Below are 14,360 nucleotides of genomic sequence, written 5' to 3'. Positions count from 1 at the left end.
AAGGATGTTGTATGCACGGTTCAATCAAACAGTTCGCGCGCCATTGCCTCACCGGCGCGGTGCTTTCGGTATTGGCGCTTAACGCGCAGGCCAAGGCATTGCCCGGCGCTCCGGCGCCGTTCGATAAGGGCCAGGTGCAGATTGCGTTGGTGGGCTATCTGTTTTCCGGGGATTTTCCCGAAGCGTATTTGCGTGGCGTAGAGAAACAGACTGAAGCGCTCGGCGCCAATCTGCGGGTGTTCGATGCGCGGCAGCAGGCGGCGAGTCAGGGCGAGATGATCGATCAGGCGGCTGACCTCGGTGTCGACGGCATCATCGTGCAACTCGGTCTGGCCGAAACCCTCAAAGGCCCGATCGACCGGGCGCTCGCCAAAGGCATCAAAGTCGTCGCCTTCGACGTTGATCTGAACACGCCGCAAGTCACCCAGGTCGAGCAGGATCACCACGCATTGGCGCGTCTGGCGCTAGATCAAGCGGTGAAGGACAACGGCACGCGCTTTGATGCGGGCTACGTGTACATCAGCGGTTTCACGCCGATGGAACGACGTGACGAGATTTGGAACCAAGTGAAAAAGGCCAATCCGGGGATCATCGAGAAAGCCCGTTTCGGCACGCTCAACCCGCCAATCGCCAACTCCGTCGCCGATCAGGCTAGCGCCGTGCTGCGTGCCAATCCCGACATCAGCGTGATCTTCGCGCCGTTCGACGAATTCGCCAAAGGCGCGAAAATCGCAGTCGACGAAGCCGGGCTGGCGAGCAAAGTGAAAATCTACAGCGCCGACATCTCCACCGCCGACATCCAGATCATGAAAGAACCCAACAGCGCCTGGGCCGCGACGGCGGCGGTCAATCCACAAGTCGCCGGTGCAATCAGCGTGCGCAGTCTGGCGATGCTGATTGCCGGGGAAAACCCGGGGCAGCAAGTGCTGGTGCCACCGACCTTGATCACGCGGCAGCAGTTGCTGGATCTCGACGTGAAGAACGTGCGCGACCTGGCGCAGAAACTGCCGGCGTTTGGCGATACGGCAGATGTGGCGCGGGCGGCTTGGATTCCGGTGGTGAATTGAAAGTTTGTGCGGTTGTACGTGGAGGGCGACCGATGGGTCGCCCTTTTTTTTTGATCATGTTCAGGGATATTTTTGCCGAGCGTGGAGCACCGTCAGTATTCTGATGCGATCCGTCACTCGATAAACAAGAAGATAGTTCGGGTTTATCACCATTTCGCGAGTCCCTTGTATTCGACCAAAGCGGAAGCCACGGGGCACAGAAGACAGGTTTTGCGCAGCTGTCCCAACTTTTTTATACAGCGAAACTGAAGCGTTAGTGTTGTATTGCTCAATGTAATCGATGATATCAGCCAGATCGTCCAGAGCTTGATCGCTCCACTCAACCAGTAGCGCGTCGATTTTTTCGCCTCTCTTCTAACATCCGATCAAGCCGCACCATGGCTTCCTGATGGGGAATGCCTGGGCGCGGATCATCAAGTGCGGCTTGTACTTTTGCACGATACCAACGGTCGTAGCTCGCTGCCTGCTCTGCAGTTTCGAATTCGGCAACGTCAGGAAAAAGTTCGGCGCTCATAATGACCTCCATGATCAATGTTAAGCAGTCTAAGGGGGATGCGGCTCTGTGTCGTCACTGGCTAGACGAAGTACCGAGTATCCCCAAGCTCAAGCGCCAAAGATGTCAGACGATTCCTCCGATCAGCAGGGAATTTCGGAGGCTTTTGTAGGAGCTGAGCTTGCTCGCGAAAGCGTAGTGTCAGGCGACATCTTTAATGGCTGACACGCCGTCTTCGCGAGCAAGCCCACACACATTGGATCGTGAGTGGAGGCGGGATTTGTGGTTGGCAGGGATCAAAGGTGGGAGTGGGCTTGCTCACGAAGAGGCCGCGACATTCAACATCGAAGGTGCCTGACCTGGCGCCTTCGCGAGCAAGCCCGCTCCCACATTGGGTCGTGAGTGGAGGCGGGATTTGTGGTTGGCGGGGATCAGAGGTGAGAGTGGGCTTGCTCACGAAGAGGCTGGTGCATTCAATATTGAAGGTGCCTGACCTGGCGCCTTCGCGAGCAAGCCCGCTCCCACATTGGGTCGTGAGTGGAGGCGGGATTTGTGGATGGCGGGGATCAAAGGTGGGAGTGGGCTTGCTCACGAAGAGGCCGCGACATTCAACATCGAAGGTGCCTGAACTGGCGCCTTCGCGAGCAAGCCCGCTCCCACATTGGGTCGTGAGTGGAGGCGGGATTTGTGGTTGGCGGGGATCAAAGGTGGGAGTGGGCTTGCTCACGAAGACGCTGGCACATTCAACATTGAAGGTGCCTGAACTGGCGCCTTCGCGAGCAAGCCCGCTCCCACATTGGGTCGTGAGTGGAGGCGGGATTTGTGGATGGCGGGGATCAGAGGTGGGAGTGGGCTTGCTCACGAAGAGGCCGCGACATTCAACATTGAAGGTGCCTGACCTGGCGCCTTCGCGAGCAAGCCCGCTCCCACAGAGGGCAAGGAGATTTCAGAAGGCGTAGGGGATGCTGACCTTGGCCCAGAGCATTTCGCCTTCCGGGCGGTTTTCCACGTCGAATTCCTTGGCCCAGCGGATCTCTGCGCTGGCGTATTTGAGGAACGTCCAGTGCAGCGCCGGGCCGATGGCGAACACTTTGCCGCGCACGCCGTCGTCGACATCCTGCCCGGCGAATTGCACGGTGTGGCCGAACTGTTTGTCGTCGGTGGTTTGCTGGAGGAAGTAGCCGTTGATGCCGAGCATCAGGTCGTCGGTGAGCTTGTAGCTGGCCGAATAATCGAAGTGGAAGATCTGTCCGGACTTGTAGTCGGTGTCTTTGTTCTTCTCGTTGAAGCTGTAGGTGGTCTTCATCGACACCTCGGTTTTATCCGTCGGCAGCCAGGTGAAGGAGAACAACGGCTTGTAGGTGTAGAAGTTGTTGCTGGTGTTGGCCAGCCGATCGACGCTGTATTCGCCGGTCGGCACGGTGATTTCCAGGGCCGCGCCGAGGGTCAGGTTTTTGCCCATGTCCCACAAAATGATCGGCGCGACGGTGGTGTCGCCCATGCCTTCGCGCGTGTCGCTGAGGCCGAACACCGAGACTTCCTGTTTCAACCACGGCTGTGCGATGTAGCCGGCCAGACGCCCGCCGAACACGCGCACCGGGCTCAGGTAGTCGAGGCGCGGTATCACTGCCGTGGATTCAATTTCGACATTCGGCACCTTGCCGCCCAGCGAACTGATGTTGAGTTTGGTCGACTTGTAATGGTTGTAGTAGACGTTGAACGCGACCATGTTCTCCGGAAGGCTGTCGACGTCCAGCGGCAGCATGAAGAAACCATCGGTGCCGGGGCCGATGTTGTCGACGCCGGCTTCGGTGGCCAGCGCCGGTACAGTCGCGGCGCAGCCCAGCAAGGAAAGGGCCAGGCGCAAGGGGAATGTCGCGCGGTTCGGGTGCATATCCGTCCTCATTATTATTGTGTTGTGACGCAACGCCGGTGCGCAGCACGCCCGGCACTATAGAAATAAGCCGTTGGCGCCTGTCAGGGCAGGGTATTGGCGGACACTGAGGGGGACTTCTGCGGACAGTCCGTCAAGCCTGTGCTAACTTCCTTCGACATAACCGGTTACAAAAATAACAATCAAGCCTGATCCGGAATGTCTCGCCGCCATGAACATGAAAGTTGTCGATCCGACCTACGAACTGGCGCTAGTGTCGCCGTTCCTCCTGCAAACCCTCGCCGAAGTCGCGCAGAACAAGGGCGTCGAGCCCGAGAGCCTGTGCCGTGGCCTGGGTTTTACCCTTGAAGACCTGCAGGATCCGGCGCAGCGGATTTCCTATCGCCAGGCTGTGGCGATGATTCAGCGCGCGTTAAAAGTGCTGCCCAATCAGGGCCTCGGCTTATGGGTGGGCGCACAGAATGTGCTGGGCACGCTGGGCTTGCTCGGGCATGTGTTGTCGCTGTGCAAGACGTTGCGCGATGCGTTTGCCTTGGGCATTCGTCATCAGCACACGTCGGGCGGGATTGTGGTGTCGAGTGTCGATGTGGTTGGCGATCAGGTGCACCTTGATGCTGATTGTCGGTTGCCGTTCGCCGAAGTGCAGGTGTTCGCGGTCGAGGAGTTTTTCGCCAGTTTGCTGGTGTATGGCCGGGCGCTAGCCGGGGCTGATTTTGCGCCGATCGCAGTGGAGTTTGTGCATGCCGCGCCGGATTACCTGAGCGAATATCACCGACTGCTTGGGCCGAATGTGCGCTTCGGTTGCCTTCACAATCGCATGTTGATCGATGTGCGCTGGCTCGATGTGAACCTGCCCAATCACCATTCGCTGGCGCTGCGGCAGGCAGTGAAACTGCTGGAGCTGGAAGCGGCGCAGGTGCATCAGAAGCTTGATCTGATTCAGGCGGTGGAGCGGGCGATTGCGCGGGATCTGAGCAGCGGCAGTCATATCGAGAAGATTGCCGGCGATTTGAACATGAGCAGCCGCACCTTGCGTCGGCGATTGACCGAGCATGCACTGACATTTGAGGCGCTGCTGGAGCAAGTGCGGCAGGCGCGGACGATGAGTCTGCTGGCGAACCCGGACATGCCGATCGAGCGGATTACCGAAGAGGTGGGCTACAGCGATGTGCGCAGTTTTCGCCGGGCGTTCAAACGCTGGACGGGGATGAGCCCGAGTGCGTGGCGCCAGGAAAGCGTTACAGCTGTTTAAAAGATCAAAAGATCGCAGCCTTCGGCAGCTCCTACCCTGATCCCTGTAGGAGCTGCCGAAGGCTGCGATCTTTTGATCTTGCTTCAACCCCACAAACTGTCTGGCTACAGGTAAACTCCGCGCACTTTTTCGAGGAGTTCACATGAGTTACTACCAGCCGGGCATTCTCGCCACCCCCGTTCCTGCGCAAGCACGTCACGTGTTTTTCGCGCTTCAGTCAGTTGAAGCGCTGCCACAGGCGATCGACAACCTGATGAATCTGGTGGACGGCAAGTCGGCGGTGGTCGGTTTCGGTGAATCCCTGGTCAAGGCCCTCAACGTCCAGATTGACGGCCTGCGCAGCTTCCCGGCGATGTCCGGCGTCGGCGTGGAAAACCCGTCGACCCAACACGCGCTGTGGGTCTGGCTGCACGGCGTCGACCGTGGTGAACTGCTCAACCGCTGCAACGCCCTCGAAGCCGCACTCGCCCCGGCCCTGCGCCTGGTTGAGATGCAGGAAGCCTTCCGCCACAAGGACGGCCACGACCTCACCGGCTACGAAGACGGCACCGAAAACCCGCACGACGAAGCCGCCATCGCCGCCGCCCTGCAAAGCGCCGGCACTGACGGCATGGTCGGCGGCAGCTTCGCCGCAATCCAGCAGTGGCAGCACGATCTCAAGGGTTTCCACAAACTCTCCGCCGATGACAAAGACAACATCATGGGCCGTCGTCTCAGCGACAACGAAGAGATCGACGACGCGCCGATTTCGGCCCACGTCAAACGCACCGCGCAGGAAAGCTTCGCGCCGGAAGCGTTCGTCGTGCGCCGTTCGATGCCGTGGATTGAAGGCGATCGTGCGGGCTTGATGTTCCTCGCGTTCGGCTTCTCGCTGGATGCCTTCGAAGCACAACTGCGACGCATGAGCGGTCTGGAAGATGGCATCACCGACGGTCTGTATCGCATCAGTCGGCCGATCACCGGTGGCTACTACTGGTGCCCGCCGTTGAAGGATGGTCACCTCGATCTGCGCGCCTTGCGCATCGGCTAAAGGAGTAAAAAATGAACGTGGTGCGTTGGGGCATGATCGGGTGCGGCAGCGTCGCTGAACGCAAGAGCGGGCCAGCCTTCTACAAGGCGCCCGGTTCTGCGCTGGTGGCGGTGATGGGCCGACGCCTTGAAGCGGTGGCTGACTACGCTGCGCGCCACGGCATCGCGCGGGTCTACACCGATGTCGATGCGCTGATCAACGATCCCGAGGTCGACGCGGTGTACATCGCCACGCCACCCGACAGCCACCACGCCTACAGCCTGAAAGTCGCTGCCGCCGGCAAACATTGCTGCGTCGAAAAACCCATGGCGCTGAACGCCGGGCAAAGCCGCGAGATGCAGCAGGCATTTGCCGACGCTGGTTTGCACCTGTTCGTTTCCTACTATCGCCGTTCGTTGCCGCGCTTTGCGCAGGTGCGGCAGTGGCTGGAGGAGGGGCGCATCGGTGAGGTTCGACATCTGAGCTGGACGCTGACCAAAGCGCCGTCGCCGGTTGATCTCGATGGCCGCGACAACTGGCGCACCGATCCTGCGGTGGCCGGTGGCGGTTATTTTGCCGATCTGGCCAGCCACGGTTTTGACCTGTTCCAGTATCTGCTCGGCGATATCGTTGAAGTGGCCGGATTCACGGCGCGGCAGGCGGGTTTGTATGCGGCGGAAGATGCCGTCAGCGCCAGTTGGCGATTCGCCTCCGGGGCGTTGGGCATGGGCTGCTGGAGCTTTGTCGCGGATCGGCGCGAGGACCGCGTCGAGATCATCGGCAGCCTGGGGCGGATCAGTTTTTCGGTGTTTGATGAACTTCCTGTGCAGTTGCATGCCGATGAAAACATCAGCCTGGAAATCCCGCATCACGAACACATTCAGTGGCATCACCTGCTGGGTATGAATGCGCATATTCGGGGTGATTCACAACACCCTGCAGTCGCCGAGCAAGCGCTCAAGACTGACTGGGTCATGGATCAGATCCTCAAACGTTAAGATCAAAAGATCGCAGCCTTCGGCAGCTCCTACGGGGATCGCGGTCTCATGTAGGAGCTGCCGAAGGCTGCGATCTTTTGATTTTCAACACCGAATCTAAGGTTATGCCCAAACAATATTTCTAACCTTGTCATAACAACTCTAAGATCACGTCATAACTCGTTATAACAAGTGATCCCATGATGACCGATAACGTTCTCTCCCTCAGTAGCGTTCCTCTGCACACCCAGCTACGCGACGTCCTCCGTGCGCGCATTCTCGACGGCGAATACCCGCAAGACAGCCAGATGCCCTCCGAAAGCGAACTCGGTGCGCTGTTCAAAGTCAGCCGCATTACCGTGCGCCAAGCCTTGGGCGATCTGCAAAAAGAAGGCCTGATCTTCAAGATCCACGGCAAAGGCACCTTCGTCGCCAAGCCGAAAACCTTTCAAAACGTCAGCAGCCTGCAAGGCCTCGCCGAGTCCATGACCGGGCGCGGTTACGAGGTGATCAACCGCCTGCGCAGCTTCAAATTCATCCCGGCCGACAAGCGCGTGGCCGAGCGTTTGCAGGTCGCCGAAGGCGAGATCGTCGCGCAGATCAAACGCGTGCGCCTGATCAACCGCGAGCCGATTTCGCTTGAAATCACCTACCTGCCCAAAGCCGTCGGCGAGCGGTTGGAGAAGGCTGATCTGGTCACCCGCGACATCTTTTTGATCCTCGAAAACGACTGCGGCATCTCCCTCGGTCACGCTGATCTGGCCATCGACGCGGTGCTCGCTGACAGCGACCTGACCCAGGCGCTGAATGTCGAGGCTGGCTCGCCGATCATGCGCATCGAACGTCTGACCCATGACGCACAAGGCCAGCCGCTGGACTTCGAACACCTTTACTACCGTGGCGATGCGTTCCAGTACCGCCTGCGGATCGACCGGCAAAAAGGGGAGCAGGCATGACCCGCAACGTTCTCGAACAGGAATACGACATTGTCGTCATCGGCGGCGGCACCGCAGGGCCGATGGCCGCGATCAAGGCCAAGGAAAAGAACCGCGACTTGCGCGTGTTGCTGGTCGACAAGGCCAACGTCAAACGCAGCGGCGCGATCAGCATGGGCATGGACGGCCTGAACAACGCGATCATTCCCGGGCACTCGACGCCTGAGCAGTACACCAAGGAAATCACCATCGCCAATGACGGCATCGTCAATCAGGCCGCCGTTTACGCCTACGCGACGCACAGCTTCGAAACCATCGAGCAACTCGACCGTTGGGGCGTGAAGTTCGAGAAAGACGAAACCGGCGATTACGCAGTGAAAAAAGTCCATCACATGGGCGCCTACGTGCTGCCGATGCCGGAAGGGCACGACATCAAAAAAGTCCTCTATCGCCAGTTGAAACGTGCGCGGGTGAGCATCACCAATCGCCTCGTCTGCACGCGATTGCTGACCGACGAGGAGGGCACCGTCAACGGGGTGATGGGTTTTGATTGCCGCACCGCTGACTTTCATGTGATCAAAGCCAAAGCGGTGATCCTCGCCTGCGGCGCCGCCGGACGACTCGGCCTGCCATCCTCGGGCTACCTGATGGGCACCTACGAAAACCCGACCAATGCCGGCGACGGCTACGCGATGGCCTATCACGCCGGCGCCGAACTGGCCAACCTCGAGTGCTTTCAGATCAACCCGCTGATCAAAGATTACAACGGCCCGGCCTGCGCGTACGTCACCGGCCCGCTGGGCGGCTACACCGCGAACAACAAGGGCGAACGCTTCATCGAGTGCGACTATTGGAGCGGGCAGATGATGTGGGAATTCCACCAGGAACTGGAGAGCGGCAACGGCCCGGTGTTCCTCAAACTCGATCACCTGGCCGAAGAAACCATCCAGAACATCGAGGAAATCCTCCATAGCAACGAGCGCCCGAGTCGCGGCCAGTTTCACGCCAATCGCGGCACCGATTACCGCACGCAAATGGTTGAAATGCACATCTCCGAAATCGGTTTTTGCAGTGGTCACTCGGCGTCTGGCGTGTGGGTCAACGAACGTGCCGAGACTTCGGTGAAAGGCTTGTACTCGGCGGGCGACATGGCGGCCGTGCCACACAACTACATGCTTGGCGCCTTCACCTACGGCTGGTTTGCCGGGCACAACGCCGCAGATTTTGTCGCCGGTCGCGAGTTTTCTGCGCTGGATGCCGAGCAGATTGAAAAGGAAAAAGCCCGGGTCTACGCGCCGCTGGATCGCGAACACGGTCTGCCGCCGGCGCAGGTCGAATACAAGCTGCGGCGCTTCGTCAACGATTACCTGCAACCGCCGAAAGTCACCAAGAAGATGCAGATCGGCCTGCAACGCTTCAGTGACATCGAGCGCGACCTCGAGCAAATGAAAGCCAACAACGCCCACGAACTGATGCGCGCCATGGAAACCAGCGTGATTCGCGACTGCGCCGAAATGGCTGCGCGCGCCTCGTTGTTCCGTGCGGAAAGTCGTTGGGGTCTTTATCACTATCGTGTCGATCACCCGCAGCGCAACGACAGCGAGTGGTTCTGCCATTGCCACTTGAAGAAGGGCGATGACGGTCAGATGACCAGCTTCAAGAAAGCCGTCGAGCCTTACATCATCCCGCTCGATGCCGAGGAAATGCAGGCCTACGACCGTTTGCGGGTCGGCGCCTTTGCCGCTTGATGCACACCTGAAAGAGAGTCCGAACCATGGCCTATCAAGCTCAAGAAATCTTCTTCCGCTCCAACGCCCCCGTCACCGTTGATGAGGACAAATGCATCGCCGAAAAGGGTTGCACCGTGTGTGTCGATGTCTGCCCGATGGACTTGCTGGCGATTAATCCGGCGACGCAGAAGGCCTACATGGCGTTCGATGAATGCTGGTACTGCATGCCGTGCGAGAAGGATTGCCCGACGGGTGCCGTCAAGGTCGACATCCCTTATCTCCTACGTTGAAACCCGATCCCTGTAGGAGTGAGCCTGCTCGCGATAGCGGTGTGTCAGATGTAGATGTGCTGGCTGACATACCGCTATCGCGAGCAGGCTCACTCCTACAGTAGATCTACGACACCCCAAAGCCATCCGGCAAACCCCGGACGCTGGATTTACCGAAAACCCCTCGTTTCCCACCGCGCCCTGATCGCGGCGGAGACGAACTCAAATAAATGATTCGAGGGGAAACAACCATGTTGCGTGCAGCAATCGCCGGTCTGGTACTGGCTTCGTTCACAGTGTCGGCCTCGGCTGAAACCATCCGCATCGCCATCGGCACCCAGGACACCACCATCAACTGCGCCGCCGGCGGGTTGTTGATTCGTGAACTCGGACTGCTCGACAAATACCTGCCCCACGACGGCGCCTACAAAGACGCCAAGTACGATGTGCAGTGGAAAAACTTCACCAGCGGCGCACCGCTGACCAACGAGATGGTTGCCGGCAAACTCGACTTCGGCGCCATGGCCGATTTCCCTGGTGCGTTCAACGGCGTGGCGTTTGAAACCGCCGGCAAGCACAGCCTGTTTATCAGTGTGTTGTCGGGCAGCATCAAGGGCAGCGGCAACGGCATTGTCGTGCCGAGCGCATCGGGTGTGCAGTCGCTGAGCGAACTCAAGGGCAAGACCATTTCCGTGCCGTTCGCTTCCACCGCGCACGGCATGTTGCTGCGTGCCGTCGCGGCGCAGGGCTGGGATCCGCTGAAGGACGTCAACATCATCGCCCAGCCGCCGGAAGTCGCCGGCTCCGCGTTGCAGGCTGGCAAGATCGACGCCCACGCCGATTTTGTGCCGTTCGCCGAACTGTTCCCGAGCCGGGGTTTCGCGCGCAAGATTTATGACGGCGCCCAGGCCAATGCGCCGACGTTCCATGGTGCGCTAGTGGATCAGGCGTATGCGAAGAAGTACCCGGAAGTCGTCGTCGCTTATCTGCGTGCAAGCATCGAGGCCAATCAGTTGCTCGCGGCGGAGCCTGAGAAGTACAGCGAGCTGATCGCCAAAGTCACCGGCGTCGATGCCGAGGTGAATTACCTGTTCCACGGCCCGCTCGGTGTGCAGACCCGCGACCTGAGCTGGAAGCCTGAATATCGTCAGGCGGTGGGTACGGCGATCGATACGCTGAAGCTGCTGAAGAAGGCTGATCGTGGGCTCGATCTCAACAACTTCATTGACGATCAATACATTCGTGCGGCGTTCAAGGCGTCGGGTCTGGATTACACGGCGCAGCTGGCGGATTACGCGCAGACGCCGTTGAAGAGCACGGATGCGGTAACGGGAAAAGCAATCACTGACGTTAGCCATGTCGCCGAAATCTGGGTGCGCGGTGAGGACAAGGTGCGCCAATACGCCTCGGCGGAAGAGGCGTTTACTGCGCTGGCGGCGTTGAAGCAGGAAGGCAAGAGCGTTCGGGCGGTGTATGCACAGGCCAGTGATAGCGGGATCAAGTTGTTGGCTGAGCAGGCATGGTTTGCCAGTGATGCCAAGGGGCGCTTGAGCGCCTTCCTGCTCAAAGGCCAGGCTCAGCAATTTGCCTTGGCACAGGGCGGTAAAGTCTTTGACTTCACCGATGCCACCACCCAAGCCTTTGCCATCCGCTAACCCGGTAAACACCTCGGTCAACTGTGGGAGCGGGCTTGCTCGCGAAGGCGTCTTGTCAGTCAGCACAGCTACATCTGACACACCGCTTTCGCGAGCAAGCCCGCTCCCACAGGGGATCTCGGTTGTGAGGAATAATTGTGTATCGACCTTACTTTCGCTGGGTTCCGAGGGCCGCATCACTGCTGCTCTGCCTGCTGTTCTGGCAACTCGCCGCCAGCCACCACTGGAACCTCGGCCTCGTCACCTTCGCCAACGTGCCGACACCCATCGCGGTGATCGAAGCCGCGCTGGGCCTCGGCGACTCCGGCAAGCTCCTGCAACACCTGACCGCCAGCCTCAGCCGCGTCTTCGCCGGCTACCTCGCGGCACTGGTGATCGGCATCGCCCTGGGCCTCGCCATCGGCCGTTCAAAATGGGCCGAAGACCTGCTGCTGCCACCGCTGGAAGTCCTGCGCCCAATCCCCGCCGTCGCGTGGATTCCGCTGGCGATTCTGATGTTCCCGTCCTCCGAATTGTCGATGGTCTTCATCACCTTCACCGGCGCGTTGTTCCCGATCCTGCTCAACACCGTGCACGGCGTCGAAGGCGTCGACCCACGCCTGATCGCCTCAGCGAAAAGCCTCGGGGCAGGGCGCCGGGCGATCCTGCTGGAAGTGATCCTGCCCGGCGCTGCGCCAAGCATCATCACCGGTTTGGCGATCGGCATGGGCACTTCATGGTTCTGCCTGGTCACGGCGGAAATGATCTCCGGCCAGTTCGGCATCGGCTATTACACCTGGGAGTCCTACACCATTCAGAACTATGCCGACATCGTCGTCGGCATGCTCTTGATCGGGGTGTTGGGCATGGGCAGCAGTCTGCTGATCAAACGTCTGGGCGGCTTGTTCACGCCTTGGCATCGTCCGCGAGGAAAAGCCTGATGAGCGTCATGCAAACCCCGGAAGGGCGGATCGATATTCGCCAATTGTCCATCGTCCTCGGCGAAGGTCGCGAAGCCTTTGAAGCGGTGCAAGGCCTCGATTGCCAGATCGAGCCCGGCCAGTTCGTGTGCATTCTCGGCCCGTCCGGTTGCGGCAAATCGACGTTGCTCGGCGCTTTGGCCGGGCATTTGAGCGCTCACGCCGGCAGCCTGAAAGTTGATGGCGGCGAAGTGTCTGGCCCATCACCACAGCGCGGCATGGTGTTCCAGCATCACACGCTGTTCCCGTGGCGAACGGTGCGCGACAACGTTGCTTTCGGCCTGAAGATGCGCGGCATCGGCAAGGCTGAACGGCATCGCGCTGCTGACGATATTCTCAAACTGGTCGGCCTCGAAGGCTTCGCCGAACGCTGGCCCGACCAGCTCTCTGGCGGCATGCAGCAACGCGTGGAAATCGCCCGGGTGCTGGTCAATCGCCCGCGCCTGTTGCTGATGGACGAGCCGTTCGGCGCGCTGGATGCGCTGACCCGGTTGAACATGCAAGAGCTGCTGCTGGACATCTGGACACGCATCCGCACCACCGTGGTGTTCGTCACCCACGACATCGACGAGGCGCTATTTCTTGCCGACCGCTTGCTGGTGATGAGCGCGCGGCCGGGGCGCATCATCGAAGATCTGCGCCTCGACTTCGCCCGACCACGCACCAGCGAGCTGGTCACCAGCCCTGAATTCTCGCGCCTCAAACGCCACTGCCTCGACCTGCTGTGCCACGACGACGACCGACCGCTGCCGCGCCTCAACCCGCTCGGTCTGCCTCCCGAAAACCCTTTGCCGCGATTTGCCCTATGACCTCTATTTTTGCTGTGACCGATAACGATGACATCCTCGCCCTGCAACCGCGCCTGACCGCTGAAGACGCCGGGGTGCGGCGTATTGCCCTGATTGATCTGGCCGATCTTGAAGAGCCGGATGGCCTGCTCTGGCTGGTTGATCGCTTGGGCCAGGATCCCGCCGAAGAAGTCCGCGCTGAAGCCGCCCGATTGCTGGAGGCCTGGGAAGATGAAGACGTCGTGCAAGCCTTGTGCGAGGCGTTGACTGATCCCGCGCCCTCGGTGCAATCCGCTGCCGCGCAGAGTTTGAGCCTGCTCAAAACCGAAGCGGCGGGGCGGGTGATTCTGCCGTGGACGGATCACGCTGATGTCAGCGTTCGTATTGCGGCGTTCCGTGCATTGCGTGAACTGCGATTCGCCGATGCCGCACCGGCTGCGCTCTCGGCGCTGAACGATGCCGACGCCAGCGTGCGTCGTGAAGCGGTGGGCGTGCTCGGCTGGCTCAAGCAACTCGACGCGTTACCGGCATTAGCAAGACTGGCCAGCGACGATCCCGACACCGAAGTGCGCCGCGCCGCCACCGGTGCATTGGGCCTGGCCTCCAGCGCTGAAGTTCTGCCAGCACTGCGGCAGGCCTTGCAGGACAACGCCTGGCAAGTGCGCGAAGAAGCCGCGACCACGTTGGGCAAGGTCGGCCACATTGACGCCGGCGCAGCACTGGTTGACGCCTTGAGCGATGACTATTGGCAGGTACGTTTGCGTGCCACGCGCAGCCTCGGTCGCCTGCGTTTCGCTCCGGCGCTGGACGCATTGATCGAAACCCTCGGCCATCGCATTAGCAACCTGCGCAAAGAAGCCGCACTGGCCTTGGGTGAACTGAATGATCGCGGCGCCGTGGCCGCGTTGCAGGCCGCGCAGGATGACGGCGACCCGGAAGTGCGCAAAGCCGTGCGTATCGCCTTGAGTCAGCTGCAATGAACCCGTTGTCCGTCGGTAATTCACAAAGTGAACGAACGCTGCGCCTGAACTGGCCGGATGGCCGTGAACAGCAACTCAACCACGCCGAACTGCGCCGCCAGTGCCCCTGCTCGCAATGCCGCGCGTTTCGCCTGAATGGCGTGGTGCCGCTGGTAGATGAGCGCATTCGCCTGATCGAACTCAACCCCCAGGGCTACGGCGTGCAACTGATCTTCAGCGATGGCCACCAACGCGGCATCTACCCGTGGGCCTATCTGGCAAACCTATGACAATCCCTGTAGGAGCTGCCGAAGGCTGCGATCTTTTGATCCTGTTTTTAAAGATGCAGATCAAAAGATCGCAGCCTTCGGCA

Annotated in this window: 15 protein-coding genes; 12 read left to right on the top strand and 3 right to left on the bottom strand. The window is 60.0% G+C overall.

The genetic code is table 11. The features are described 5' to 3' along the window. Positions 1–11: 11 nt before the first annotated feature. The gene (locus tag ACIOMO_RS05125) at positions 12–1,067 is read left to right on the top strand and encodes a substrate-binding domain-containing protein (RefSeq protein WP_401238675.1); all 1,056 of its coding nucleotides are present in this window, start codon (positions 12–14) and stop codon (positions 1,065–1,067) included. Between the two features lie 60 nt (positions 1,068–1,127). On the opposite strand, the gene ACIOMO_RS05120 is transcribed toward ACIOMO_RS05125, so the two are convergent. The 3 genes from ACIOMO_RS05120 to ACIOMO_RS05110 form a co-directional block, all read right to left on the bottom strand. After that, positions 1,128–1,340: a type II toxin-antitoxin system RelE/ParE family toxin gene (locus ACIOMO_RS05120; protein ID WP_256671890.1), complete on the bottom strand. Its 213-nt coding sequence runs from the start codon at positions 1,338–1,340 to the stop codon at positions 1,128–1,130. 46 nt (positions 1,341–1,386) lie between these two features. Then, positions 1,387–1,581, bottom strand: a complete 195-nt coding sequence (locus ACIOMO_RS05115) for a stability determinant (RefSeq protein WP_159814810.1) — start codon at positions 1,579–1,581, stop codon at positions 1,387–1,389. Positions 1,582–2,506: 925 nt separating this feature from the next. Then, positions 2,507–3,454, bottom strand: a complete 948-nt coding sequence (locus ACIOMO_RS05110; protein WP_053119573.1) for a transporter — start codon at positions 3,452–3,454, stop codon at positions 2,507–2,509. 211 nt (positions 3,455–3,665) lie between these two features. Between ACIOMO_RS05110 and ACIOMO_RS05105 the strand changes: the two genes are divergently transcribed. The 11 genes from ACIOMO_RS05105 (at position 3,666) to ACIOMO_RS05055 (ending at position 14,277) form a co-directional block, all read left to right on the top strand. Further along, a complete protein-coding gene (locus tag ACIOMO_RS05105) occupies positions 3,666–4,706 on the top strand; it encodes an AraC family transcriptional regulator (RefSeq protein ID WP_401238672.1) in 1,041 nt (346 codons plus the stop codon). 142 nt (positions 4,707–4,848) lie between these two features. Then, a complete protein-coding gene (locus ACIOMO_RS05100; RefSeq protein WP_401238669.1) occupies positions 4,849–5,736 on the top strand; it encodes a Dyp-type peroxidase in 888 nt (295 codons plus the stop codon). A gap of 11 nt (positions 5,737–5,747) precedes the next feature. Then, the gene (locus tag ACIOMO_RS05095; protein WP_401238666.1) at positions 5,748–6,713 is read left to right on the top strand and encodes a Gfo/Idh/MocA family protein; all 966 of its coding nucleotides are present in this window, start codon (positions 5,748–5,750) and stop codon (positions 6,711–6,713) included. A 182-nt stretch (positions 6,714–6,895) separates the two neighbouring features. Next, positions 6,896–7,648, top strand: coding sequence for a GntR family transcriptional regulator (locus ACIOMO_RS05090; protein ID WP_401238663.1), 753 nt, complete (start codon positions 6,896–6,898; stop codon positions 7,646–7,648). After that, complete coding sequence (locus ACIOMO_RS05085; RefSeq protein ID WP_122600338.1) at positions 7,645–9,375, top strand: fumarate reductase/succinate dehydrogenase flavoprotein subunit; 1,731 nt, start codon at positions 7,645–7,647, stop codon at positions 9,373–9,375. Before ACIOMO_RS05090 ends, ACIOMO_RS05085 begins: the two co-directional genes overlap by 4 nt. 26 nt (positions 9,376–9,401) lie before the next feature. Next, on the top strand, positions 9,402–9,647 hold the full coding sequence (locus tag ACIOMO_RS05080) for a ferredoxin family protein (protein ID WP_003225615.1): 246 nt from the start codon (positions 9,402–9,404) through the stop codon (positions 9,645–9,647). A gap of 230 nt (positions 9,648–9,877) precedes the next feature. Continuing rightward, positions 9,878–11,281 (top strand): ABC transporter substrate-binding protein, encoded by a 1,404-nt coding sequence (locus tag ACIOMO_RS05075; RefSeq protein ID WP_401238660.1) that lies wholly within the window; start codon positions 9,878–9,880, stop codon positions 11,279–11,281. 137 nt (positions 11,282–11,418) lie between these two features. Next, a complete protein-coding gene (locus ACIOMO_RS05070) occupies positions 11,419–12,201 on the top strand; it encodes an ABC transporter permease (protein ID WP_159814804.1) in 783 nt (260 codons plus the stop codon). Further along, entirely contained in the window at positions 12,201–13,049 is an 849-nt protein-coding gene (locus tag ACIOMO_RS05065) for an ABC transporter ATP-binding protein (protein WP_401238657.1), read from the top strand. Before ACIOMO_RS05070 ends, ACIOMO_RS05065 begins: the two co-directional genes overlap by 1 nt. Continuing rightward, positions 13,046–14,008 (top strand): HEAT repeat domain-containing protein, encoded by a 963-nt coding sequence (locus ACIOMO_RS05060; protein WP_401238654.1) that lies wholly within the window; start codon positions 13,046–13,048, stop codon positions 14,006–14,008. Before ACIOMO_RS05065 ends, ACIOMO_RS05060 begins: the two co-directional genes overlap by 4 nt. Continuing rightward, positions 14,005–14,277, top strand: a complete 273-nt coding sequence (locus ACIOMO_RS05055) for a DUF971 domain-containing protein (protein ID WP_401238651.1) — start codon at positions 14,005–14,007, stop codon at positions 14,275–14,277. The genes ACIOMO_RS05060 and ACIOMO_RS05055 overlap by 4 nt, the downstream gene beginning before the upstream one ends. Positions 14,278–14,360: the final 83 nt, after the last annotated feature.

Origin of the sequence: Pseudomonas sp. NPDC087804 (assembly GCF_044742965.1) — a bacterium.
Classification (GTDB): Bacteria; Pseudomonadota; Gammaproteobacteria; order Pseudomonadales; family Pseudomonadaceae; genus Aquipseudomonas; species Aquipseudomonas rustica.
Note: the sequence above shows the minus strand (reverse complement) of the source record. Positions and strands in the feature narration are given on the sequence as shown.